A 23994-nucleotide genomic window follows, 5' to 3' on the forward strand; every position below is an offset into this window, starting at 1 on the left:
ATGTCACATCGGGCCCGGGCCGCCTCGTCATTTGTTCGACGGACGCCTGAAAGCGGCATGGAGCCGCCCCGTCCGTTCTCGAACATGGAGACGGGTACCATGAGGATCGTGGTGATTGGCGGGAGCGGCCTCGTCGGCAGGCATCTGACGGCCGAACTGCTGCGACAAGGACATGAGGCCATTGCGGCTTCGCCGAGCAGCGGGGTGAATGCGCTGACGGGCGAAGGCTTGGCCGGCGTTCTTTCCGGAGCCGACGTCGTTGTGGACGTGTCGAACTCTCCGTCCTTCGAGGACGCGGCGGTGCTCGACTTCTTCGAGCGCTCGGGCCGCAACCTCCTCGCCGCGGAGCGCGAGGCGGGGGTGAAACATCACGTCGCCCTATCCATCGTCGGCACGGACCGCCTTGAGGGGAACGGATACTTCCTCGCGAAGGTGGCGCAGGAGCGATTGATCGCGGCTTCCGGCCTTCCCTACACCATCGTCCGGGCGACGCAGTTCTTCGAGTTCGTCGCGACGATTGCCCAGGCTTCCGTCGCAGGCGACCGCATCGTTGTTCCCGACGTCGACTTCCAGCCGATCGCCGCCGCCGATGTCGCCGCAGCGCTCGCCGATGTCGCTCTTGCTTCCCCGCGCAACGGGACGATTGAGATCGCTGGGCCGGACCGCCTGCCGTTCCGCAACTTCGTCGCCCGCTCGATCGCATCCACCGGCGACCGTCGGGAGGTACTAGCCGACAGGGCGGCGCGCTACTTCGGCGCCGCGCTCGACAAGGGTTCGCTTGTTCCCGAGCATGCGGAAGCGGCGCGGCTCGGGCCGACGCGGTTTGAGAACTGGCTCGCTGCCGCCTGAACCGCTGCGCTTCTCCGCTTCTACGAAGAAAGTCCCCTTCCATGTTCAGAGCAGTTCTGCTGGCAGCCCTCTTTACCGTCTCCGCCGCTCCTGCGATGGCGGCCGATGTTGTGAGGGGCGAGGCCCGCGTCACGACGATCTTCGACCATCCGCTGCCTTCGGTTCCCGGCAAGAGCCTGCGCGGCGTCCTCGTCGAGTACGGTCCGAGCGGATCCTCACCGTCCCACACCCACGCCGCATCTGCCTTCATCACGGCAACAGTGATCGAGGGCGCGGTGCGCAGCCGGATCAACGACGGCCCAGAGAAAGTTTTCCGCACCGGCGAAAGCTTTGTCGAGATTCCCGGTGATCACCACGGTGTCAGCGCCAATGCCAGCGATGCCGAGCCCTCGAAGCTCCTCGCCGTCTTCGTCGTGGACACTGCCGACCGGGTGTTGACGACGCCGGACCGGCCCTAGCAGCGGCGCGGGAACTCAGCTGTTCACGGCGACAAGGATAGCCGATGGTCGTCCACCTTCGCTCAACCGGCTTCGTTTACGAGGAACGGTCCATGTCGCAGGCCGAAATCGCCGCGGCGACCTTCGAGACCCATCGCGCGCGGCTATTGCGCATCGCCTACCGCATGCTTGGCTCGCGCAGCGAAGCAGAGGATGTCGTGCAGAATGCCTGGCTGCGCTGGGTAGCGGTGAACCAGACGAAGGTCGCTGCTCCCTATCCGTTCCTCGCGCGCATCGTTACGCGCCTCTGCCTCGACGAGATGAAGTCGGCCCGCGCCCGCCGGGAGACCTACATCGGCGCTTGGCTGCCCGAGCCGCTCGTCGAGAACGAGGAGGATGGGCTCGACAAAGATGACCTGACGCTGACGCTGATGATGGCGCTGGAGCGCCTGTCGCCGCTCGAGAGGGCGGCATTTCTCCTCCACGACGTCTTCGGCGTGCCGCTCGGCGAGGTGGCGGACACGCTCGGCCGGGAGGCGGCGGCCGTGCGCCAACTCGCCGTCCGGGCACGGCGGAACGTGGAGGCTGCGCGTCCGCGCTTCCCCGTAGGGCGCGAAGAGGGCGAGCGGATCGCGCGGGCCTTCTTCGCGGCGTCCACCAGCGGCGACACCGCAGCGCTGCGTACTCTTCTCGCCGAGAACGCGGTGTTGCGCTCCGATGGCGGCGGCAAGGTTTTGGCCTTCATCAACCCCATCACCGGATTGGACCGCCTCCTGCGCATGTTCGAGGGTGTGCGGCGCAAATGGGGTCACGGCTGGGCGCAGATGCTCGAACCCGTCTGGATCGATGGCTTGCCCGGCTATATCAGCCGCGAGCGCGGCGACGTTCTCCAAACCACTGCGCTCGCCATCGAGGACGGCCGGATCACTGCGATCTACATCACCCGCAATCCCGACAAGCTTCGCCACGTCGCGCACGCGCTCGCGGTGGCACCGGACCCTACCTCGCGGACACAGTGATCAGGCAGCGGGCGCCCCCGAGTCGCCTTGCCCGACATTCGCTTCTCAGGGTGTGCCCCGGCCATTGGAAGCTGAAGGCAATAACCGCCGAGGTCGCGGCCGACCGCTCCTTGGTCTTCGGTCGACAGTCGGAAGCAGACGCGGCGCGATGTCTGCGCTTGCGTGCTGCCGACCGAAAGCAGACGATCGCAAACCCACCCAAAGCAGCCCTTCAAACGGCCAAGCGGGCTGAGTCCCGACCAGGGACGAGGCGCGGTCCTCAGCGCTTGGCGGCGGCCGCCGGGGCGGGCCGCGCGGCCGCTCCGGCCTCCATCCAGTGGCAGGCCGTGGTGGTCGGCAGGCCGGCGCATTCGTAGCTCCGGTCGCCCAGGGTCACCCGGTCGACCAGGCCGGTGATCTCGCTGCGGGTCACCAGGGTGCAGCCGAGATGGTCCGCCTTGGGATCGGCCAGCAGGGCGGCCGCCGCGGCGGCGCCGTCGTGCATCAGCATCCGGTAATTGGCCAGGGACGGGCAGCCGATCACCTGTCCGGTCCCCGGCCCGGCGCCCTTCCGGTCCGGGCCGGGGCGGGCCGGCGCCTTGGCCGGCTGGCCCAGCGCCGGCAGGGCGCAGAGGCCGAGGGCGAGAGCGGCGACGCGAAGTGGCATGCGTGTCATCGGCCGCCCCTAACGCATGACGCGGCACAGGGGAATCCGGCTGTTCGGCCGCACCGTGCGGGACCGGGGCGCCGGACCGGCGGATCGGCCGGCGAATCTAGCACGGAGACCGGGCGGTGTCGTACCCGCGCCGACGCCGCGGCGGTGCTGCGCGCACGCGGTTGCGGCCGGCCGCGAAACCGTCGATGAAGCCCGCGATGGAATCGCCGGCGCCGGACATCCGGGGCGCCGCGGGCGGGACGGACAAGGAGAGGTCATGGCGACGACGATCGATAGCGACCAGAAGCTCCATCTGGTCTTCGGTGGTGAGTTGCAGGACCTCGACGGCGTCCGGTTCCGGGACATCAAGGGCCTCGACATCGTCGGCATCTTCCCGGACTACGCCTCCGCGCAGGCCGCCTGGCGGGCCAAGGCGCAGGCCACCGTCGACAGCGCGCAGACCCGGTATTTCGTGGTCCACCTGCACCGGCTGCTGGAGCCGCCGGTCGCCTGAGGCCGGGGCGGGCCGGGCGCGCGCCTGTGCGGTGCGCCCGTGAAGGCATTGTGACACTTCCGGCCCGCTGCTAAGAGCCTCGCCCGTCATCAGATCCATCCGGCCCGCGGGGGACCGGTATTCGGAGCGCGGCGCGAAGCTCGGCCGCGAGTGGGCGGACGTCATGAAATCCTCGATCAAGATCATCGCCGGCAACGCGAGCCGGCCCTTGGCCGAGGCGATCGCCGCCTATCTCGAATTGCCGCTGGCCAAGTGCATGGTCCGGCGGTTTGCCGACATGGAGATCTTCGTCGAGCTCCAGGAGAACGTGCGCGGCGAGGACGTGTTCATCGTCCAGTCGACCTCGTTCCCGGCCAATGACCACCTGATGGAGCTGCTGATCATGATCGACGCGGCGCGTCGGTCCTCGGCCCGACGCATCACCGCGGTGATCCCGTATTTCGGCTACGCACGGCAGGACCGGCGCACCTCGGGCCGGACCCCGATCTCGGCCAAGCTGGTGGCGAACCTGATCACCGAGGCCGGGGCCGACCGCGTCCTGACCCTCGACCTCCATGCCGGCCAGATCCAGGGCTTCTTCGACATCCCCACCGACAACCTGTTCGCCGCCCCCGTGATGGTGCGCGACATCAAGGAGCGGCTGCCGAGCGCCGACCGCATGGTGGTCTCCCCCGATGTCGGCGGCGTCGTGCGCGCCCGCGCCATCGCCAAGCGGATCGATTGCCCGCTCGCCATCGTCGACAAGCGCCGCGAGCGCCCCGGCGAATCCGAGGTGATGAACATCATCGGCGAGGTCGAGGGCCGCTCCTGCATCCTGGTCGACGACATCGTCGATTCCGGCGGCACCCTGGTCAACGCCGCCGAGGCCCTGCTCAATGCCGGCGCCCGGGACGTCTCGGCCTACATCACCCACGGCGTGCTGTCCGGCGGCGCGGTCTCGCGCATCGCCGCCTCGCGGATGAAGGAGCTGGTGATCACCGATTCGATCCAGCCGACCCAGGCCGTCAAGCTCGCCCGCAACATCCGGGTGGCGACGATCGCGCCGCTGCTCGGCGAGGCGATCGGCCGGACCGCCACCGAGGCCAGCGTCTCGAGCCTGTTCGACTGACCGCGCCGTCTCTGCGCAGGGACGCGCGCCACCCCGTCGGCGCGATGGGCAACCGGCGCAGCATTCGTCGCAGTGCCGGCGACGGATTTCGGCGCTACCTCCCGGTGCGGACGCATCGCCGATCCGGGAGGGCGGGCACTGGGTCGGACGACACTCATCGGCATCCACGGGCTCGCCAACAAGCCACCCCGGGATGAGAAGGCCGCCTGGTGGCGCGCGGCGATCCTGGAAGGCCTCGCCCGCAACCGCGGCGCCGCGCCGCCCGAGGTGCCGTTCACCTTCGTGTACTGGGCGGACCTGCGCTACCCCGAGCCCCTGGTCGGCGGGCGCAACCGCGAGCCCTACAGCCCCGATCCCGGCACCGGCCCGTTCCCCTCCCCGGCGAACGATCCCGACCAGGCGGCGCCGACGCTCACCGACCGGATCTATCGCGGCCTCTCGCACCTGCAGGAAGCTACCGGGCTCACCCCGGTCGACGACCTGATCCTGGAGCACCGCCTCGACGACCTCTGGGGCTATCACGCGGACGCGGCGTTCCGCGCCGCCGCCCGCGCGCGCCTGCTGGAGGCCCTGACGGAGGCAACGGATCGCGACGTGCTGATCGCCGCGCATTCGATGGGCGGGCTGATCGCCTACGACGTGCTCCGGGCCGCCGAGCGGGACGGAACCGCCCTGCCCCGCTGCACCCTGGTCACCCTCGGCTCGCCGCTGGCGCTCGCCGAGCTGAAGCTGACGCTCGCCGCCGAGCACGGCGACCTGCGCGTGCCCGAAGCGGTCACGGCCTGGACCAACCTGATGGACCGGCAGGACATCGCCACGGTGGGCGACGACCTCGCCGCGATCTACCCGCCCAACGCCGCCGGGGTGCGGGTCCGGGACGTGCCGGTGATCAACGCCTACCGGCGGCCGGACGGCACCGAGAACCGGCACAAATCCTACGGCTACCTGCGCACCCCGGAATTCTCGGAGGCCGTGGCAGCGTTTCTGGCGGCCGAGGCCTGAGACGGCCCCGGCCCCCGACAGGCCGCCGTCAGAGCCGGCCCGGCACGGCCTCGCGCAGGACCCGCTCCGCGGCGGCGTCCTCGATCTTGTTGATCAGCCGGCTCGCCTCGTGCTCGTCGCGCAGGGTCTTGGCGAGGGTGAAGGTCGTGCCGGTGAGGAAGAGCGCCGCCATGGCAAGGTAGCCCTTGATCCAGATATCGGCGGGCAGGAAGAAGATCCCGATCGCCAGCATCGCGGCGGCGGCGGTGAAGCTCACCAGCGTGAAGGTCTTCCAGGCGGCGGTGTGGGGCATCTGCGGCATCATCGGTCGTGCTCCTGTGGCTGGGGTGGCGAACGGGGTGGGTCAGGCCTGGGCCCGGAGGCGGTCGAGCACCGCCCGCGGATCGGTGCGGGGACGGCCGTAGCCGGCGGCGTCGAGGTCGGCCTCGATCCCGGACGCCGCCTCGGCCTCCAGGCCCGCCAGGGCCTCGGCGGCATCCGCCTCGGCGGCCTGGGCCTCGCGCAGGCGCGCCAGCGTCCGCTCGGCCTCGCCGAGGGCGCCCGCCGACAGGGCCGTGACCCGGCGCCCCTCGAGCCCCGCCCGCCGCAGCGCCTCGGTGGTCCGGGCGGTCTGGAGCCCGCGGTCGAGGTCCCGCAGCCGCTCGCCGCCCTGCCCGACCAGGCGCTTGAGCCGCTCGATCTCAGCGGCGAAGCGGGCGGCGGCGGCTCGCCGGTCGGAGCGCTCATCCTCCAGGGCGGCGATGTGGACCGCCGCCTCGCTGCCGAGATCCTCGCGCCCGTCGGCCAGCGCCCGGCGGGCCCCGTCCGACAGGGTCTCGATCCGGGCGCCGATCGCGTCCAGCGCGCGCGCCTCGGCGGCGTGGTAGGCCAGGGCGACGGCGAGTTCGCGCCGGGCCGTCGCCAGGGCGCCGGCCGCGTCCCGGATCTGCTGGCGCAGGATCGTCACCGCATTGGCATCGTGGAGCGCCTGGGCGTTGTCGGCGATCGCGCCGCGCATCAGGAGGGAGAGGGTCCTCATCACGGTTCACCTCGGGGAGCGGCGCACCGGACCCGGTCCGGAATTGATTGAACGCCGTTCATGAAACACATAAGCACGGCCCGACCGGCTCGGCAAGGTATTTAATGAACGACGTTCAGAAAAAAGTGCGGGGCCGTCCCCGCAAGGGTCAGACCGACCGTCAGGCGGACCGCGAGGCGCTGATCGCGGCCGCGGTGGCGATCCTGGATGCGGGCGGGCCCGGGGCGCTGACCGCGCGGGCGGTCGCCGAGCGGGCCGGCACCGCGGTCGGCTCGGTCTACACCCAGTTCGACAGCCTGGAGCTGCTGCGGCTGGAGGCGAACGCCATCACGATGCGCCGCCTGCGCGACGCCCTGGCGGCGGCGCTGTCCGCCTGCCCGTCCCGGGAGACCGACGCCCGGCTGCTGTGCCTGGCCGACGCCTATCTGGGCTTCGCGGCGCAGAACCATCCCGCCTGGGTGGCGATCTTCGAGCGGCGCACGGTGGAGGCGCCCGCCTCGGTCCAGGCCGATATCGCGGCCCTGTTCGGGATCCTGGAGGGCGTGCTGCGCGACGGCGGCCAGCTCGCCGAGGACGCGATCCCGGTGATGGCCCGGGCGCTCTGGTCGAGCGTCCACGGCATGACCTACCTGGCCGATCTCGGCGGACTCGGGCCCCTCGGGGCGGCGGATGTCCGGCCGATGATCGACGCCCTGGTGCGGGCGGCGGTGCGGGGCTTTTCGGGGACCTGAAATCGTCCCCGCGCCGGGTCTGGTCGAACGATCGGGGCTCCGCCCCGATGCCCCGCCAAAGGGCTGAGCCCTTTGGGAACCCGGTTTCGTCGCCTACGCGGCTTTCACCTCGGCCAGGAACGCCTTGACGGTCTGGTCGAGGTCGTCGGAGCCGCGGGTGAGGTCGCGGGCGGCGGCCAGCACCTGCTCGGAGGCGATCCCGGTCTCGTCGGCGCCCTGGCGGAGGTCGGCGATGCTGCCGGACACCGCCTGGGCCCCGGAGGCGGCGCTCACCACCCCGCGCACGATCTCCTGGATCGCGGCGTTCTGCTCCTCCATGGCGGCCGCGACCCCGACCGCGATGCTGCGCATCTCCTCGATGGTCTGGCCGACCTCGCCGATCGCCGCCACGGCCTGCCGGGTCTCGCCCTGGATCCGGCCGATCTGGGTGGCGATGTCGTCGGTGGCCTTGGCGGTCTGGCTGGCCAGCTCCTTCACCTCCGTGGCGACCACCGCGAAGCCGCGGCCGGCCTCGCCGGCGCGTGCGGCTTCGATGGTGGCGTTGAGCGCCAGCAGGTTGGTCTGCGCCGCGATGCCGGAGATGAGGGCGACCACGTCGCCGATCCGCTCGGTGCCGTCGGCGAGCGCCCGCACGGTCGTCTCGCCCTGGCGGGCGGTCTCGGCCGCCCGGCCGGCGATCTCCGAGGTGCGGTGCACCTGCCCGGCGATCTCCTGGACCGAGGCCGACATCTCCTCGGTGGCCGCCGCCGCGGTCTGGACGTCGGCCGAGGTCCCGGCCGCCTGGGCGGTCACCGCGCCCGAACGCTCGGTGCCGCGCGCGGCCGTGGCGGTCATCGCCTGGGCGGTGACTTCGAGCTCGGACGCCGCCGCCGCGAGGCCCCGGCTCAGCGCGCCCGCCCGGGTCTCGAACGCCCGGGTCAGGCGGTCGAGGGAAGCGGCGCGGCGGGCGGCGCCCTCGGCATCGCCGGCGGCGCGGGTATCCGCCTCGGCCTTGGCGATCAGCGCGTCCTTGAACACCTGCACGGCGCCCGCCATCGTGCCGATCTCGTCGCTGCGCCCGCGCTCGGGCACCGCGGCGGCGGTGTCGCCCGCCGCGAGGCGGTGCATGGCCTGGTTCAGGGCCAGGAGCGGTCGCGTCACCCGGCGGCCGATCAGCGCCGCCAGCAGGGCGATCAGGGCGATCACCACCAGCATCCCGGCCGCCGCCCGCCAGGCCGCGTTCCACAGGATCGCGGCGGTGTCGTCGGCATAGATGCCGGTGCCGATCACCCAGCCCCAGGGGGCAAAGCCGCGGACGTAGGACAGCTTCGGGACCGGTGCGTCGGACCCAGCCTTGGGCCAGTAATAATCGACGAAGCCCTGGCCCTTCTGCTTGGCGAGGTCGACGAAGTCTCGGAACAGGTACTTGCCCGTCGGATCCTGCACCCCGGCGAGGTCCTTGCCCTCGAGCTCGGGCTTCATCGGATGCGCCACCATGCGGGGCTGCATGTCGTTGATCCAGAAGTATTCCTGGTCGTCGTAGCGCAGGGTCTTCACGGCCCGGATCGCGGCCCCCTGGGCGTCGGCCCGCGACAGCCGCCCGGCCCGCTCCTCGCCCTCGAAATAGGCCGCCACGCCGTAGGCCACGTCCGTCAGGTTGCGGGTCTTGGCCATGCGGCCCTGCTCGACCTGCGATTTCAGGTTGAGCAGGCCGATGCCCGAGACCACGGCGACGCCGACCAGTGCGGTAGCCGTAATCGTGTGGAGCTTCGCTCCGATGCCGATTTTCATGAGCCCGCCCCCGGACGACAAGAATAGGAGCGGCAAGTTTACAGCTTCCGCGTTAGCGCGCCGTGAAGACTGGTCGAGGCCTTGCGCGGATCGAGATGACGCTGTCCACTCGCGGCCGACGAAAGCCAGGACCGGACGAGATGCCGGCGGGCCAAGGGAGGAACGACATGATGTGCACGCCGCGGGCAGACGCGATTCTGAAGGTTTGTCGCCGCCTCGTCCGGGCGGGACCGGCCGCCCTCGTGCTGGCGGGGCTGGCGATGGCCGCCCCGGCCCGGGCCGACGACGCCAAGGTCCGGATCAGCCGGCAGCCCGGCTTCGTCTACCTGCCGGCGGTGCTCGCCGAGCAGCACAAGCTGATCGAGAAGCAGGCCAAGGCGGCCGGCCTCGGTGACGTCACGGTGGAGTGGGTGAACCTGACCAGCGGGGCGGCCGGCAACGACGCGCTCCTGTCGGGCAATATCGACATCGTCGACAGCGGCTCCACCAACATGCTGCTGCTCAACGACCGGACCCGCGGCGACGTGAAGGGCCTGTGCGGCGTCGGCAGCACGCCGATGCTGCTGCTCACCCGCAACCCGGCCGTGAAGACGCTCGGCGACTTCTCCGGCAAGGACAAGATCGCCCTGCCCTCCGTGAAGGTCTCGACCCAGGCGGTGCTGCTCCAGATCGCCGCCAGGAAGGCGTTCGGGCCCGAGAACGCCACCAAGCTCGACCCGCTCACCGTCCAGCTCGGCCATCCCGACGCGGTGGCGGCGCTCGCCAGCCCGCAGAACGAGGTCAACAGCCACTTCTCGCTGCCGCCGTTCCAGCAGCGCGAGCTGCAGGACCCGGCGATCCACGCGGTGCTCAATTCCTACGAGCTGGTCGGCGAGCCGGTGAGCAACGCGATCTTCTACGCCCGCACCGGCTGGTTCAACCGCAACCCCAAACTCGCCGCCGCCATCGTGGCCGCCATCGACGAGGCGAATGCCGAGATCGCCAAGGACCCGCTCCAGGCCGCCAAGGACTACGTCACCGCCACCAACGACAAGACGCCCCCCGAGACGCTGGTGGCGATCATGAAGGAGCCGGGCACGACCTTCTCCACCACCCCGTACGGGATCATGCTCCAGGCCCGGCACTTCTACGCGATGAAGACCATCAAGGCCGAGCCGAAGGACTGGAAGGACACGTTCTTCCCGATCGTGCACGGGCTGCCGGGGAAGTAGGGGCGTCGGTCTTCCCGCGCGGACGTTGTTGCCTGTTCCGGGCCGCGTTATATTGGGAAGTGGGATCGGCGGGGGCTACCGCCGATCCCTGGCATTCACCTGCTAAGGTGTAGCCAAGCCCAGAGAGGAATGGCGAGGCGGAGGCGGAAGCTCCACTCGCCATTCGCTTTTCTGGACCATGCCAGAGAGAGAACCATTCTCTGCACTCCCGGCCGCAACCGGCCGCGTGCGGCCTTCGCGGGTGAGTCGGTCACGCTCACATTCCGTTTGTAGCCGGGCCTACAGCCTCGGTTAATCGGCGCTCGGCCTCCCGAACCGCCGAACCCGCGATTGCGCCCCACCCCGGGCGGCCCTATAGTGAGCCATCCCCATTTCGATAGCGTGAGACGGGACTTCCGGATCTGCATCCGGAGCCCGCGGCCCGGTGCCCGGCCCCCGTCCCGCCAGGCCGGAGCACGAGAGCACATGTCCCAGGGTCCGCTGATGCCGAAGGCGACCGCCGTCTGGCTGGTCGAGAACACCTCCCTGGCCTTCGAGCAGATCGCCGACTTCTGCAAGCTGCACCCGCTCGAGGTGAAGGGCATCGCCGACGGCGAGGTCGCGGCCGGCATCAAGGGGCTCGATCCGGTCTCCACCGGCCAGCTCACCCGCGACGAGATCGAGAAGGCCCAGAAGGCGCCGCACTACAAGCTCAAGCCGGCCGTCTCGAAGGTGAAGCTGCCGGAGGTGAAGCGCACCACCAAGGGCCCGCGCTACACGCCGCTGTCCCGTCGCCAGGACCGGCCCAACGCCATCCTGTGGCTGCTGCGCAACCACCCCGAGCTGAAGGATTCGCAGATCATCCGCCTGGTGGGGACCACCAAGTCGACGATCCAGCAGATCCGCGAGCGCACCCACTGGAATTCCGGCTCGCTCCAGCCGATGGATCCGGTGACCCTGGGCCTGACCACCCAGATCAACCTCGACTTCGAGGTCCAGCGCGCGGCGGCCGACCGCCCGGCCGCCCTGGCCGCCGAATCCGGCGCCTCGCTCCTGCCCACCGAGGTCTCGACGGCGCCCGAGCCCGAGGAGACGGCCGAGCATGGCGGCCGCGAGGAGCGCATCGACGCCGATTCGGTCTTCGCCAAGCTCAAGGGCCGGCACCAGGACGAGGACGACGAGGACTAGGATCGGAGACGCCGTCGCGGCGCGTCGAGCCCGGCTCAGCGTGCCGCGTCGAACGCCGCCAGGAAGGCCGTCAGGTTCTCCGGCAGGGCCGGGCAGAGGTAGCCGCCCTCCTGGACGAGCGCGGTGGGCAGCCCGGCCCGCGCGATCCGCTGGGCCGCGGCGGCGAAGCCCGCTTGGGTCACCGTGAGCACGCCGATCGGGTCGTCCGCGGCGGCGTCGAGGCCCAGAGCCACCACCAGCCCCCGGGGCTTGAGCGCCGCGATCGCGGCGAGCCCGGCCTCCACGGCCGCGAGCCACGGGCCGTCGCCGGAGCCCGGCGGCAGCGGCAGGTTGCGGTTGAGGCCGGCGCCCGCCCCGGCCCCGGTCTCGTCGGCATAGCCGGCATAGAACGGGAAGTAGTCCGACGGGTCGGCGTGGACCGAGACCGTGAGCACGTCCCCGCTGGCGTAGAAGATGCCCTGCGTGCCGTTGCCGTGATGCACGTCGATGTCGAGGATCGCCACGGGGCCGCCGGCAGAGGCCAGCATCCGCCGCGCCGCGATCCCGCTGTTGTTGAGGAAGCAGAAGCCGCCCGCCGAATCCGCGTAGGCGTGATGGCCGGGCGGCCGGCACAGGGCATAGGCGTGGCCGGCCTCCAGAGCGGCGTCGGCGGCCGCGACGGCGCATTGCGCCGCGCCGTAGACCGCCGCCCAGGTGCCGGCCCGGATCGGGGTCGAGGTGTCGGCGGTGTAAAGGCCGACGCGCCCGAGCAGGCTGGCGGGCGTCCGGTGCATCTGCGGCCGGGCGAAGCTGCCGGTGAGGATCTCGTCGGCGAGGCCCGGGATCTCCGCCCGGCGGGTCCAGGCCTCGGCCAGGAACGCGACGTAGCCGGCATCGTGCACCGCCTGGATCGGGTCGAGGCCGTGATCGGCGGGCTCCGCGAGGGCGTGGCCGCCGTCCCGGGCCGCCGCGTGCAGGATGGCGTAGCGGGAGGCCTGCTCGGGATGCGGGATCGGCGTGCCCCGCCGCAGGTACAGTTCGGGATCGTGCCGGGCGGAGGCGGCGGTGTGGAAGACGCGCATGGCCGCAGGTTAGGCGCCCCGGCCCCGCGCGTCACCCGCCTTCGGATCGCGGCTTGAAGTCCGGGTTCCCAAAGGGCTGGACCCGCAAAATCTCTCGGACCTTTGAATCCGAGGTTTCCCCGGATGAGCCCTGTGCAGCGACCGCGCCCGCGCTCTCACCCGTGGCGCCGGAGGGCGGGGGCTTCCTCCCGGGCGGGGCGGGGGTTGGGGCTGTCGGCGAACCGGCCCGCGAGGACGGGCGTCTCGGAGGCGATCTCGCGCAGCAGGGTCGGCACCCGAGCCCAGGGCTCGGTGACGGCGTGGGCGCCCCGCCGGCCGGCGGCCCGCTCCTGGCCGCCGGCCACGCGGATGTCCGGCCAGCGCGCGCAGAAGGCCTCGACGCAGGCCGGATCGAAATGGCGGCCGCTATCGGCCCGGATGCAGTCCAGGGCCGCCTCGAACGGCATCGCCTCCTTGTAGGGCCGCTGCGTGGTCAGGGCGTCGAACACGTCCGCCACCGCGACGATCCGGGCGGAGAGCGGGATCTGGGGGCCGGCGAGGCCCTTCGGATAGCCGCTCCCGTCCCATTTCTCGTGATGCGCCTCGGCGATCTCGGCGGCCAGTCGGATCAGCTCGGAGGTGCTGCCGCCCAGGATGCGCTGGCCGATGGTCGCGTGCGTCTTGATCAGGGCGAACTCGTCCGGGTCGAGCCGGCCGGGCTTCAGCAGGATGCCGTCCGGGATCGCCACCTTGCCGACATCGTGCAGCGGCGCGGCGAGGTACAGGTTGCGGCAGACCTCCGCCGGCAGGCCGAGCGCCTCGGCCACGATCTGGCTGTAGCGGGCCACCCGCCAGGTGTGGTCGCCGGTGTCGTTGTCGCGGTACTCGACCGCCAGCGACAGGCGGAAGATGATCTCCTCCTCCCGCTCGCGCATGTGCCGCAGGGCGGCCTCGACCTCGCCGTCGAGCCAGGCGGCCTGCTCGGCCAGCCGCCGCACCGCCTTGGCGAGGCGGATCAGGTTGCGCAGCCGCACGGTCTGCTCGACGCCCCGCATGGACTTGTCGAGGAAGTCGGTCGCCCCCGCTTCCAGGGCGGCGAGCCGCACCGCGTCGGAGATGTCGCTGGTGACCATCGCGATGGGCACCTGGGCGTAATGCGGGATGGTGCGCATCTGCTGGATGAACGCGATCCCGTCCATCGTGGGCATGTGGTAATCGACCAGCACGAGATCGAAGGCGCGCATCTGCGCCTCGACGAGGGCCGCGGCCGGGTCGGCATAGTCGGTGACGCTGACGTCGGGCTTGGCCTCCAGCATCTGCCGCAGCCGCAGGCGCATGGTCGCGCTGTCGTCAACCAGGAGCGCGTCCATCATGGCGTGTCGTCTCGCTCCGCGGGCCCGTGCCCGGCGCGGGAAGGGCAGAGGGTCGAGGCTGCGCCGGACGCCGGACCCGCGATCACGCGAGCCTGCGGGCGCCGGCAGCGGCGGGGGTCCGAGGACGGATCCAGAGGGCTGAGAGCGGTCATGGTCCGATCCGGTGACGATCGCGGGTGAAGTTGCCGTCCTCGATGTGGAAGGTCTCGCCGGCTATGCGATACATTTGGAATATTGCACGTTAAAGGGGAGTAAATGATCTCCGGCTCGCCTGTGGGGATGTTTTTCACTATACGCTAGATATATAGATCGTATTGTTCGGCAGAAATGTCATGAATTCCCGGTAAAACTTGTATGTCCGGATCATGGTTGTGCGATTACGGATGATATCGATCGGCTATTAAGGTGTTTGAACTTCGATATTGACGTTGCCGGCTCGGCGCCGTCGCCGTCGCCTGCCGTGCTGCGGGTCCGCTCCGCACGCCGCGCCTGCCGCAGGGCGCTGACAGGCCGGCCGGGCGGCGATACCGTCCCGCACTGTCGCCGCGAGACGGATGGTCCGGGCGATGCGATGCCCGGGAGAGGCCTCCGGCGATGATGCGGTTCGATCTCGTCGATCTCGGCCTGTTCCGGCACGTGGTCGAGGCCGGCTCGATCACCCACGGGGCCGCGCGGGCGAACCTCGCCCTGGCGGCGGCCTCGACGCGGATCCGGCTGATGGAGGACTCCCTCGGCGCCGCCCTCCTGACCCGGGGGCGGCAGGGCGTCAGCCCGACCCCGGCCGGGCGCACGCTCCTGGCCCATGCCCGGGAGGTGCTGGCGGGCGTCGAGCGCCTGCGCGAGGAGATGGCGGTGTTCTCGGGCGGCGCGGTCGGGCAGATCCGGGTCCTGGCGAACACCAACGCGCTGACCGAGTTCCTGCCCGACGCGCTCTCGGCCTTCCTGGCCACCCATCCCGGGATCGGGGTCGAGATCGAGGAGCGCACCTCCGAGGAGATCGTCGGGCTGGTGGCCGAGGGCGCGGCCGATCTCGGCATCCTGTCGGGCACGGTCGATACCGGCTCGCTCCAGACCTTCCCGTTCCGGGAGGACCGGTTCGTGCTGGTGGCGGCCCGGGACCACCCCCTGGCGGCGCGCGCCGACATCGCCTTCGCCGAGGTGCTCGGCCACGACCTCGTCGGCCTCGACCGGCGCAGCGCGATCAGCCGGTTCCTGGTCGCCCAGGCGGTGCGGGAGGGGCGGCCGATGCGCCTGCGGGTGCAGCTGCGCGGCTTCGACGCCGTCTGCCGCCTGGTCGAGGCCCGGGTCGGGCTCGCGGTGCTGCCCGAGAGCGCGGCCGCGCGCGCAGCGCAGGGCCTCGCCATCGCGGTGGTGCCCCTCTCCGATGCCTGGGCGCGGCGCGACCTGACCCTGTGCCTGCGCGACCTCGACGGCCTGCCGCCGTTCATGCGCGCCTTCGTGGCGCAGCTGCGCGCGTAAGCGCAGGGCAGATCGGAGGCGGCCGAGAGATCGGCATAAGGTGGGGGACTTCAATCAGAAGATGAGGTCGCCCGCGGTTGCCGACGCGGTCATGTAGATCTCCGTCTCCGGGCGCTGGAAAATTACGTACGTGCTTTACGGAAACCATGATCGCTGGCATGTCTGCGTTTTCGCGCGTTGAGATCCTGACGTCGCGGACGGGACAACTTCACAGATGATAGCGATGGGCAGCGGGGCGGACAGCTACGACGTGGCCGTGATCGGGGCCGGGCTGGCCGGGAGCTGCCTGGCCGGGGCGCTCGCCCGCGCCGGGACCCGGGTCGCGCTGATCGACGCCCAGGCCGAACGCGGCGCGGCGCGCCGGGATTTCCGGGCGGAGAAATTCGGGGCCGACCAGATGGCCCTGTTCGAGGGCCTCGGGTTCGGCCGGGCGCTCGCCGCCTGCACGACGGCGACCGAGGAGGTCGCGGTGGTCCGCTACGGACGCCTCGCCTACCGGGAGGCCGCCCGCGAATGGGGCGCGCATTACCCGGTCCTGGTCGGGGCCGCCCGGGCCGCCCTGCCCGACGGGCTGCTGGTGCCCGGCCGGGTCGCCGATCTCGAGCTCGGACCCGAGCGCCAGGCGCTCACCTTGAGCGACGGGCGCCGGATCGAGGCACGCCTCGTCGTGCTCGCCACCGGTCTCGGCCACGCGCTGCTCGCCAAGGCCGGCATCGCCAAGCGGGCGCTGAGCCCGCGCCACTCCCTGGCGGTCGGCTTCGACATGGCAGCGCCCCGGGGCGACTTCCCGTTCCCGGCCATGACCTACTTCGCCGAAGGGTTCGGCGCGCGCGACGCCTACCTGACCCTGTTCCCGATCGGGGACGTGATGCGGGCGAACCTGTTCTGCTACCGCGACCCCGGCGAGCCCTGGGTCGCGTCCCTGCGCCGGGACCCGGAGGCGACCCTGCGGGCGATGATGCCTCGTCTGGCGCAGCATTGCCCGGACCTGTCCGTGGCCGGGCCCCTCGAAATCCGGCCGATCGACCTCGCCCGGGCCGAGGGGGTGGAGCGGGACGGGCTGGTGCTGATCGGCGACGCCTTCCAGACCGCCTGCCCGATCCCCGGCACCGGGATCGGCAAGCTGCTGACCGATGCCGACCGGCTCGCCCGGGTCCATGTGCCGGCCTGGCTCGCCAGCCCCGGCATGGGCCGCGAGAAGATCGCGGCCTTCTATGCCGACCCGATCAAGCAGGCCTGCGACGCGCGCAGCCTGCGCGCCAGCGTCTACGCCCGCGGCCTCGCCGTGGAGACGGGCGCGCTCTGGCGGGCCCGGCGCCTGCGCAACCGGCTCGCCCGCACGGCGATCCGCATGGCGAAGGACGGACCCAGGGCCGCCGCGGCTCTGGCGCCCGGCCTCCTGCCGATCGGACTGTAACCGGCTTCGTCAGGGCTGCGCCCTGACAACCCGCCGAAGGGCTCGCCCTTCGGAAACCCGATCCCGCGCCCCGGCTCTTCGTCGTGGCGCGGCCATGGGGTAGCGTCGCGCTGATTCCGCCGGGGGGCGGAGGAGGGTTGCGCATGCCGATCGAGACCGTGGACGCCGCCGGGAGCCGCAGGGGCGCCGAACTGCTGCTGGATGTGCTGCGCTCGGAGGGCGTGCGCTACATCTTCGGCAATCCCGGCACCACCGAATTACCGCTGATCGACGCGCTCACCGAGGCGCAGGACATCGGCTACATCCTCGCCCTGCAGGAGGCGACCGTGGTGGCGATGGCCGACGGCTACGCGCAGGGCGCGCGCCGGCCGGCCTTCCTCAACCTGCACACCGCCGGCGGCCTCGGCCACGGGATGGGCGCCCTGTGGAACTCGCAGGTCAGCGGCACGCCGCTGGTGGTCACGGCCGGCCAGCAGGACCTGCGCCACGCCCTCTCCGACCCGCTGCTGATGGGCGACCTCGTCGCCATCGCCGACCCGGTGGTGAAGTGGGCGCGCGAGGTCACAAGCCCGGACCAGATCCCGGTGCTCCTGCGCCGCGCCTTCCACGATTGCGCCGCCGCCCCGTCCGGCCCGGTCTTCCTGTCCCTGCCGATGGACGTCATGGAGGCGAAGACCGCCGTGCCGGCGGGCGAGACCTCGACCATCGACCAGCGGGCGGTGGCGGGCTCCCTCGACAAGCTGGCCGAGAAGCTCGCCGCCATCGCGCCCGGCCGCCTGGCCCTGATCGCCGGCGACGAGATCGACGCCTCAGACGCCTCCGCCCAGGCGGTGGCGCTGGCCGACCTGCTGTCGGCGCCGGTCTACGGCTCGTCCTGGCCGGCCCACATCCCCTTCCCCACCGCCCACCCGCTCTGGGCCGGCAACCTGCCGACCCGGGCCGACGCCATCGCCGACATCCTCGGGCGCTACGACGCGGTCTTCGCGCTGGGCGGCAAGTCGCTGATCACCGTGCTCTACTCGGAGGTCTCGGCGGTGCCGCCGGGGACGCAGGTGTTCCAGCTCTCGGCCGACGTCCGCGACCTCGGGCGCACCTACGCCACCAGCCTGTCGACGGTGGGCGACATCCGCGCCTCCCTGGACGCGCTGCTGCCGCTGCTGGCCCCCCGCGTGGCCGATCGCGCCGCCGCCTTCGCGGAGCTGCGGACGCAGGCGGAGACGGCCCGGACCGAGCGGCGGGCCAAGCTCGCCGCCGCGGCCGACGCCGCCTTCGAGGATCCGGTGATCGCGCCGCTGGTCGCGGCCCGCGAGGTGGCCCGGGCGGTGGGGGCCGAGACGACGATCATCGACGAGGCGCCCGCGACGCTGACCCATCTGCGGACCTTCCTCGACAGCGCCTCCACCCACCAATACGCGGCGATGCGCGGCGGCGTGCTCGGCTGGGGCATGCCGGCGGCGGTCGGCTTTTCGCTGGGCATCGACCGGGCGCCGGTGGTCTGCGTCGTCGGCGACGGGGCCGCGATGTACTCGCCCCAGGCGCTCTGGACCGCCGCGCACGAGAAGCTGCCGGTCACCTTCGTGGTGATCAACAATGCCGAGTACAACATCCTGAAGAATTTCATGAAAGGCCAGGCGCACTACGCCTCGGTGCGGGCCAACCGCTTCATCGCCATGGATCTCACCGACCCGCGGGTCGACTACCTGGCGCTCGCCACCTCCATGGGGGTGCCGTCCCGGCGGGTGACCCGGGCCGCCGACATCGCCCCGGCGATCGAGGCCGGGATCCGGTCCGGCGGTGCCAACCTCGTGGAGGTCGTGGTCCGGGCGAGCTGACCCGGGGCGTCGCCGAAGGCCGCCGCGTCCGTCCGTCACCACAGGCGAGGCCCGGCCTGGGCGGGCCGGGCTTCACCGGACCACGCAGTCCCGCGCGAGCCCGGCCGTGTGATTCCTCGCGGTGCCCGATGCGTCCACCGCCGGAAAGGGGCGAGACAACGCTTCGACGCGGCAGCCGCGCCGCTTGGCGACGAGGCTGGCGGGCGATCGCCGCGCCATCTCTCCTGCGGGCCGGCCTCGCTTCAGGCGCGCCGCCACAGGCCCGACAGGCTTCGCCAGGCCGGCGCCAGGACGACGCTCGTCAGCGGGATCAGCAGACCGCCGACCACCAGCCCGATCAGGCCCGACGCCATCGCGGTGACCAGCCACGCGACCAAGCCCTTGGCAAACGGGACGTAGGAGGCCGCGCTCACGGCGGCCTCGTGCGACACGTGTGCCGGCCCCGACAGGCCGTACGTTTCCAGCCCGTGCATCAGGATCCCGCCGCCGACCCAGATCATCGCGGCCGTTCCGACGATGGCCAGGAGCTTGAGCAGGATCGGCATGCTTCTGACCACGCCGCGCCCGAGACCGCGGATGAGGGTTCCGAGCGGCGGCCCCGCTTGGCTGCGGGCGAGCGCGAGGCCCGCATCGTCGGCCTTCACGATGAGCGCGACCGCGCCGTAGACGCCCGCGGTGATGCCCAGGGCGACGATGGCGAGCACAGCCGCCCGCATCCAGAAGCTGCCCTCCGGCAAGGCGGCCAGGGTGATGGCCATGATCTCGGCCGACAGGATGAAGTCGGTCTTGATGGCACTCGCGACGCGGCTGTCTTCCCGGGCCTGATCGCTCCCTGTGTCGCCCTGGCCCTCCGCCGCATGCCCGTGCGCGCGATGGGGAAAGAGGGCCTCGTAGACCTTCTCGGCGCCCTCGTAGCAGAGGTAGGCGCCGCCCAGCATCAGGAGCGGGGTGATCGCCCAGGGCGCGAAGGCGCTGAGTGCCAGCGCGCCCGGCAACAGGAACAGGAGCTTGTTCTTCAGCGATCCCAGGGCGATCTTGCCGACGATCGGCAGCTCGCGCGCCGCCGCGAAGCCGACGACGTAGCGCGGCGTGACCGCGGCATCGTCGATGACGACGCCGGCCGCCTTCGTTCCCGCCTTGGCGGCTTGACCCGCGACGTCGTCGAGGGACGCGGCGGCCCCCCTGACCATGAACGCGACATCGTCCAGGAGGGCGATCAATCCAACGCTCACAGGTCGTTCCTCGTCCACGGTAAGTCCGCCAGACAGACGATCCGCGACCGAATTTGATCCCTCGCGGACGATCGCGGCGGCGGTACAGCCGGAATCGTCCGCCCGGATGGGCGCGATGCCCGCGCGGAAAGGCTCACTCCAGCCCCGGGACCGGCAGGCCGAACGCGGCGGCCAGCAGCACCATGTTGAGGCCGAGCACGACGGCCGCCCCGGCCACGGAGGCGATCTGGGTGAGCGGGCCGTTGGCGAAGGCCCCCATCACGCTGCGGCGGCGGGTGAACACGACCAGCGCCACCATCGGCACCGGGAGGGCGAGCGACAGCACCACCTGGGACAGAACCAGCGCCCGGGTCGGGTCGACGCCGATCGCCACCACCACGAAGGCCGGCAGCATGGTCACCAGCCGGCGGACGATGAGCGGGATGCGCCAGCCGGTGAAGCCCTGCATCACCATCTGCCCGGCGAGCGTCCCCACCACCGAGGAGGAGATCCCCGAGGCGAGCAGCGACACCAGGAAGGCGGCCCCGGCCGCCGGCCCGAGCAGCGGCGTCAGGGTGCGGTAGGCCTGCTCGATCTCGGCGACCTCGCTGTGGCCGGCATGGAAGGCCGCCGCCGCCATGATCACCATCGCCATGTTGACCAGGCCGGCGAGCAGCAGCGCCACCACCACCTCGCGGTTCGAGTAGCGCACCAGCAGGCGCCGGTCGGCGTCGGTCCGGGGGCTGCCCCGCCCCTGGGTCAGCCCCGAATGCAGGAACAGCGCGTGCGGCATCACGGTGGCGCCGATGATCCCGACCGCGATGGTCAGGGCCTGGGCGTCCGGGATCCTCGGGGTGACGAGGCCCTTGGCGGCGTCCGCCCAATCCACCGGGGCGATCACGAGCTCGACCGCGTAGCAGAGGCCGATCGTGCCGACCATGACGCCGATCGCGATCTCCAGGGGCCGGAAGCCCTCGTGCTCCAGGAGCAGGATCGCGTAGGTGACGATGGCGGTGATCGCCATGCCGGCCATCAGCGGCATGCCGGTGAGCAGCGACAGACCGATCGCGCCGCCGAGGAATTCCGCGAGGTCGGTGGCCATGGCGGCGACCTCGCTGATGCTCCAGAGGCCGAGCCGCACCGGCAACGGCGTCGCGTCGCGGCAATGCTCGGCGAGGTTCTTGCCCGTGACGATCCCGAGCTTGGCCGAGAGCGCCTGGAACAGCATCGCGGTGAAGTTGGCGAGCAGCACCACCCAGAGCAGGCCGTAGCCGTAGCGCGCGCCGGCCTGGATGTTGGTGGCGAAGTTGCCGGGGTCCATGTAGGCGATCGACGCCGTCACGGCGGGACCCACGAACAGCAGGAACCGGCCGCGCCCGCCCGACCGCCCGTCGAGCGTGTCGCGGATCGCCTGCTCCGTGCGCCGGCTCATCCTGCCGAGCGCGGGGCCATCCGGTGCCGTTCCCTCAGGCGCAGATCCCTTGGGAGCAGGTCCCTGGGGCGCAGATCCCCGGGGCATCTGGCCCCCCGGGACCGTCGCCGCGTCCGGCGTTGCCATGCCTCACCCTTTTCTCAAAGATATAGCTTGGGCTATATTCAGGGGATCGGCCGCGGGTTTCAAGGGGGCATTTATGGGGGGCCGCGATCGCGTCGCGGGACTCCCCTCTCCGGGGCGGACTTTGCTAGACAGGGGTCGGGCGGCGCCGGGGGGCGGCGAGAGGGAGAGCCGATGCAGGAACCGTCCGAGCCGATTGCCCCCGAGACCGTGCTGGTCGATCCCGAGCGGCATGTGGAGAGCTTCCGCCAGGCCCGCGAGGCGCGGCGCTCCGAACTCGTCGAGGATTACGTCGAGCTGATCGACGATCTGATCGGCGACGGCGGCGAGGCGCGCCAGGTCGATATCGCCGCCCGCCTCGGCGTGGCCCAGCCCACGGTCGCCAAGATGCTCAAGCGGCTGTGCGAGGACGGTTTCGTCCAGCAGCGGCCCTATCGCGGCGTCTTCCTGACCGAGGCCGGCCGCCGGCTCGCCAGCCAGGCGCGCGAGCGCCACCGCATCGTGGAGCGCTTCCTGTGCACCCTCGGGGTCAGCCCCGAGACCGCCCGGCGCGATGCCGAGGGGATCGAGCACCATGTCAGCGCCGAGACCCTGGCGGCGTTCCGCGCCTTCGTGGAAGGGCGGCAGGAGACCTGACCGGCGACCGGGCGCATTGCGTCCGATGCGGGACGGCGTATCTTCCGCGTGATGCGTGCGCCTCGTCCGAAGTCGTCCCTGCCGCCTGTCGGCGGACTCGGTTCCGAGCCCGTCCGAGAACTCGACCGTGTCCGGATTCTGCGGGCGGTCTCGGGCGACGACGACGTGACGGTTCCGGCCGGTACGACCGGTACCGTCGTAGCGATCTATGCGGACGGCGAGGCCTTCGAGGTCGAATTCACGGAGCCGGTCGACACGCTGGCGACGGTCGAGGCCGACACCGTGTGCCTCGTCGAGCGAGCGGTCGTGTGACCGACCCGGACGCTTGGCCGTCCCGCTTTCACGTCGCCCCAGCCAAGGTCTCCGCCTATCTGCTCAATCCGAGCCACCGGGACGGCGCCGCGAAGTGCCGGTTCCTCGCCGCGTTCGGATTTACGCCGGGTGATCCGGACGCCCTGATCGATGCGTTGCTCGACCCTGCGCGGCAGCCGCATTTCCGTGGGTTCGTGCCCGGATATCGGGCCACCAAGCTTTACTTCGAGGGCCCCCTGGCCGCCCGCGGTGGCTTGGATCCGCAGGTCAGAACCGTCTGGCAGGTCGATGATGCCGATCCGTCCCGGACAGCACGGTTCATAACCCTCAAGCCGCTTCCGCGGCCCCGGCCCTGACCGTCGGCCACTCACACCGTCGGCGCCGCCACCTTCTGGCGCAGTCCCAGGATCACCGCGCGCAGCATCTCGGCGCCCGCCTCACCGGGATCCGGCAGGGTGCCGGAGCGGGAGGCGTAGATCCGCTCGTGCACGAAGGCGAGCTTGGCGATCACCGTGGGGGTCAGCTTGAACGGGTAGAGCGCCGGCTGGCCCATGCTGTGGGACAGGGAGTTGATCGCGTAGGTGAGCGGCAGCCACGCCTCGATCAGCCGGTCGAGGTCCTGGGTGTCGTAGGGGTCGAAATCGATCACCGTGGGCGCCGGCCTGGCGTGGCGCAGGCGCGGGCGCACGTGCAGCTCGAAGGTCGAGGCGGTCTCCACCGTGTCGACGATGTGCAGGTAATGCGCGAAGGTCTCGGCGAAGTCCTCCCAGGGATGGGCGGTGGCGTAGGCCGAGACGTAGGAATCCTCCCAGTCGGCCGGGGCGCCGCGGGCGTAATGGTCCTGCAGGGCCTGGACGTAGTTCAGGCTCTCGTCGCCGAACAGCGCCCGGAACGCGCCCATGGTCGGCCCGTTCATCACCAGCAGGTACCAGAAGTAATGCCCGATCTCGTGCCGGAAATGGCCGAGCAGGGTCCGGTAATGCTCGCCGAACAGGATCCGCCGCCGCTCGCGCTCGACGTCGTCGGCCTCGGCGATGTTCATGGTGATCAGGCCGTTGATATGGCCCGTGAGCACCGGCGTCCCGGCCGAGAACGTCTCGGAGGGATCGACCAGGAAGTCGAAGGCCAGGCCGTCCGTGTACTGGGCCCGGGTCGCCAGCGGCAGTTCGAGGCGCAGCAGCGAGTAGAACAGCCGGCGCTTGGCCGCCTCGATCTGGCGCCAGCGGGTGAGGTTCCAGGATTGCGAGAGGTCCGGCACCACCCGGTTGTGCCGGCAGGCGGTGCAGAAGATGTCGGGGCTGTCCTCCGGCACCAGCCAGTTGCAGGCCCCCGACAGGGCGTTGTTGCAGTAGCGGTAGCGCCGGCCGGGATCCGCGTAGGCGTGGAAGGTCTGGGCGCCGCCCATGGCGGGATGGCTTGAGAGCGCCACGGGCTCCAGGGCCGAGACCTCGTGCACCGCGCAGGCATAGCCCAGCTGCCGCGCGCAGCTCTCGCAGGCGGTCGCCTCGAAGGTGACCGGCTGGTCGCAGGCCTGGCACTGGAAGAGCTTCATCGCGCCGTCCCGGGCCGGCAACCGGCCCACCTTCCGGTCAAACGAGGGCGGCCGGCAAAGTTCCGGCCAAGGTCGGCGGCGATCCCCGGAAGCGGGCGCCGCCGCACGAAAATTGCTTGTGACCCCA

General features: G+C 71.3%; 24 protein-coding genes. 15 read left to right on the forward strand and 9 right to left on the reverse strand.

What is annotated here, in order from left to right:
* Positions 1–99 precede the first annotated feature (99 nt).
* The 3 genes from BMZ47_RS25115 to BMZ47_RS25125 all read left to right on the forward strand — a co-directional run bounded on the left by BMZ47_RS25115 (position 100) and on the right by BMZ47_RS25125 (position 2305).
* Entirely contained in the window at positions 100–849 is a 750-nt protein-coding gene (locus tag BMZ47_RS25115) for an SDR family oxidoreductase (RefSeq protein ID WP_091864876.1), read from the forward strand.
* Positions 850–890: 41 nt separating this feature from the next.
* Positions 891–1307, forward strand: coding sequence for a cupin domain-containing protein (locus BMZ47_RS25120; RefSeq protein WP_091864826.1), 417 nt, complete (start codon positions 891–893; stop codon positions 1305–1307).
* A gap of 92 nt (positions 1308–1399) precedes the next feature.
* Entirely contained in the window at positions 1400–2305 is a 906-nt protein-coding gene (locus BMZ47_RS25125; protein WP_167369102.1) for a sigma-70 family RNA polymerase sigma factor, read from the forward strand.
* A gap of 259 nt (positions 2306–2564) precedes the next feature.
* Here the strand turns inward: BMZ47_RS25125 and BMZ47_RS25130 are convergent, their stop codons facing one another.
* Positions 2565–2951, reverse strand: a complete 387-nt coding sequence (locus tag BMZ47_RS25130; RefSeq protein WP_342029075.1) for a hypothetical protein — start codon at positions 2949–2951, stop codon at positions 2565–2567.
* A 265-nt stretch (positions 2952–3216) separates the two neighbouring features.
* Between BMZ47_RS25130 and BMZ47_RS25135 the strand changes: the two genes are divergently transcribed.
* The 3 genes from BMZ47_RS25135 to BMZ47_RS25145 all read left to right on the forward strand — a co-directional run bounded on the left by BMZ47_RS25135 (position 3217) and on the right by BMZ47_RS25145 (position 5563).
* Complete coding sequence (locus BMZ47_RS25135) at positions 3217–3453, forward strand: DUF4170 domain-containing protein (protein WP_007563053.1); 237 nt, start codon at positions 3217–3219, stop codon at positions 3451–3453.
* A 163-nt stretch (positions 3454–3616) separates the two neighbouring features.
* Positions 3617–4561: a ribose-phosphate pyrophosphokinase gene (locus BMZ47_RS25140; protein WP_007563055.1), complete on the forward strand. Its 945-nt coding sequence runs from the start codon at positions 3617–3619 to the stop codon at positions 4559–4561.
* A gap of 72 nt (positions 4562–4633) precedes the next feature.
* Positions 4634–5563: a hypothetical protein gene (locus tag BMZ47_RS25145; RefSeq protein WP_244536935.1), complete on the forward strand. Its 930-nt coding sequence runs from the start codon at positions 4634–4636 to the stop codon at positions 5561–5563.
* Between the two features lie 28 nt (positions 5564–5591).
* Here BMZ47_RS25145 and BMZ47_RS25150 read toward each other — a convergent pair whose 3' ends face one another.
* Together BMZ47_RS25150 and BMZ47_RS25155 are read right to left on the reverse strand one after the other, a co-directional pair.
* Positions 5592–5867, reverse strand: coding sequence for a YiaA/YiaB family inner membrane protein (locus BMZ47_RS25150; protein ID WP_007563059.1), 276 nt, complete (start codon positions 5865–5867; stop codon positions 5592–5594).
* 39 nt (positions 5868–5906) lie between these two features.
* Entirely contained in the window at positions 5907–6581 is a 675-nt protein-coding gene (locus BMZ47_RS25155) for a PspA/IM30 family protein (protein ID WP_091864832.1), read from the reverse strand.
* A gap of 104 nt (positions 6582–6685) precedes the next feature.
* Here BMZ47_RS25155 and BMZ47_RS25160 point away from each other — a divergent pair, with 104 nt between their 5' ends.
* Positions 6686–7312: a TetR/AcrR family transcriptional regulator gene (locus BMZ47_RS25160; protein WP_091864834.1), complete on the forward strand. Its 627-nt coding sequence runs from the start codon at positions 6686–6688 to the stop codon at positions 7310–7312.
* 93 nt (positions 7313–7405) lie between these two features.
* On the opposite strand, the gene BMZ47_RS25165 is transcribed toward BMZ47_RS25160, so the two are convergent.
* Positions 7406–9082, reverse strand: coding sequence for a methyl-accepting chemotaxis protein (locus BMZ47_RS25165; RefSeq protein ID WP_091864880.1), 1677 nt, complete (start codon positions 9080–9082; stop codon positions 7406–7408).
* Positions 9083–9249: 167 nt separating this feature from the next.
* Between BMZ47_RS25165 and BMZ47_RS25170 the strand changes: the two genes are divergently transcribed.
* Together BMZ47_RS25170 and BMZ47_RS25175 are read left to right on the forward strand one after the other, a co-directional pair.
* Complete coding sequence (locus BMZ47_RS25170; RefSeq protein WP_230368148.1) at positions 9250–10293, forward strand: ABC transporter substrate-binding protein; 1044 nt, start codon at positions 9250–9252, stop codon at positions 10291–10293.
* A 465-nt stretch (positions 10294–10758) separates the two neighbouring features.
* The gene (locus tag BMZ47_RS25175; protein ID WP_007563070.1) at positions 10759–11460 is read left to right on the forward strand and encodes a DUF1013 domain-containing protein; all 702 of its coding nucleotides are present in this window, start codon (positions 10759–10761) and stop codon (positions 11458–11460) included.
* Positions 11461–11495: 35 nt separating this feature from the next.
* Here BMZ47_RS25175 and BMZ47_RS25180 read toward each other — a convergent pair whose 3' ends face one another.
* Positions 11496–12521 (reverse strand): histone deacetylase family protein, encoded by a 1026-nt coding sequence (locus BMZ47_RS25180; protein ID WP_091864836.1) that lies wholly within the window; start codon positions 12519–12521, stop codon positions 11496–11498.
* Positions 12522–12676: 155 nt separating this feature from the next.
* Positions 12677–13870 (reverse strand): HD domain-containing phosphohydrolase, encoded by a 1194-nt coding sequence (locus tag BMZ47_RS25185; RefSeq protein ID WP_244536938.1) that lies wholly within the window; start codon positions 13868–13870, stop codon positions 12677–12679.
* 597 nt (positions 13871–14467) lie between these two features.
* On the opposite strand from BMZ47_RS25185, the gene BMZ47_RS25190 reads away from it, so the two are divergent.
* The 3 genes from BMZ47_RS25190 to BMZ47_RS25200 all read left to right on the forward strand — a co-directional run bounded on the left by BMZ47_RS25190 (position 14468) and on the right by BMZ47_RS25200 (position 18601).
* Positions 14468–15352, forward strand: a complete 885-nt coding sequence (locus BMZ47_RS25190) for a LysR family transcriptional regulator (protein WP_091864840.1) — start codon at positions 14468–14470, stop codon at positions 15350–15352.
* 223 nt (positions 15353–15575) lie between these two features.
* Positions 15576–16769 (forward strand): FAD-dependent oxidoreductase, encoded by a 1194-nt coding sequence (locus tag BMZ47_RS25195; protein WP_244536936.1) that lies wholly within the window; start codon positions 15576–15578, stop codon positions 16767–16769.
* Between the two features lie 143 nt (positions 16770–16912).
* Positions 16913–18601, forward strand: coding sequence for a thiamine pyrophosphate-binding protein (locus BMZ47_RS25200; protein ID WP_091864844.1), 1689 nt, complete (start codon positions 16913–16915; stop codon positions 18599–18601).
* A gap of 242 nt (positions 18602–18843) precedes the next feature.
* On the opposite strand, the gene BMZ47_RS25205 is transcribed toward BMZ47_RS25200, so the two are convergent.
* The gene (locus BMZ47_RS25205) at positions 18844–19833 is read right to left on the reverse strand and encodes a DUF808 domain-containing protein (RefSeq protein ID WP_091864846.1); all 990 of its coding nucleotides are present in this window, start codon (positions 19831–19833) and stop codon (positions 18844–18846) included.
* A gap of 133 nt (positions 19834–19966) precedes the next feature.
* A complete protein-coding gene (locus BMZ47_RS25210) occupies positions 19967–21244 on the reverse strand; it encodes an Nramp family divalent metal transporter (RefSeq protein WP_039902862.1) in 1278 nt (425 codons plus the stop codon).
* Between the two features lie 297 nt (positions 21245–21541).
* Here BMZ47_RS25210 and mntR point away from each other — a divergent pair, with 297 nt between their 5' ends.
* Genes mntR through BMZ47_RS25225 form a run of 3 tightly spaced genes read left to right on the forward strand, consistent with a single transcriptional unit; the run spans position 21542 to position 22671 of the window.
* Entirely contained in the window at positions 21542–22003 is a 462-nt protein-coding gene (mntR, locus tag BMZ47_RS25215; RefSeq protein WP_007563085.1) for a manganese-binding transcriptional regulator MntR, read from the forward strand.
* A gap of 51 nt (positions 22004–22054) precedes the next feature.
* Positions 22055–22315, forward strand: coding sequence for a DUF4926 domain-containing protein (locus BMZ47_RS25220; protein ID WP_007563087.1), 261 nt, complete (start codon positions 22055–22057; stop codon positions 22313–22315).
* Entirely contained in the window at positions 22312–22671 is a 360-nt protein-coding gene (locus BMZ47_RS25225; RefSeq protein WP_091864848.1) for a DUF6883 domain-containing protein, read from the forward strand. Before BMZ47_RS25220 ends, BMZ47_RS25225 begins: the two co-directional genes overlap by 4 nt.
* 11 nt (positions 22672–22682) lie before the next feature.
* Here the strand turns inward: BMZ47_RS25225 and BMZ47_RS25230 are convergent, their stop codons facing one another.
* A complete protein-coding gene (locus tag BMZ47_RS25230; RefSeq protein WP_039902888.1) occupies positions 22683–23867 on the reverse strand; it encodes a zinc-binding metallopeptidase family protein in 1185 nt (394 codons plus the stop codon).
* Positions 23868–23994: the final 127 nt, after the last annotated feature.

The sequence above is a fragment of the Methylobacterium brachiatum genome (assembly GCF_900113845.1).
Lineage (GTDB): Bacteria > Pseudomonadota > Alphaproteobacteria > Rhizobiales > Beijerinckiaceae > Methylobacterium > Methylobacterium brachiatum.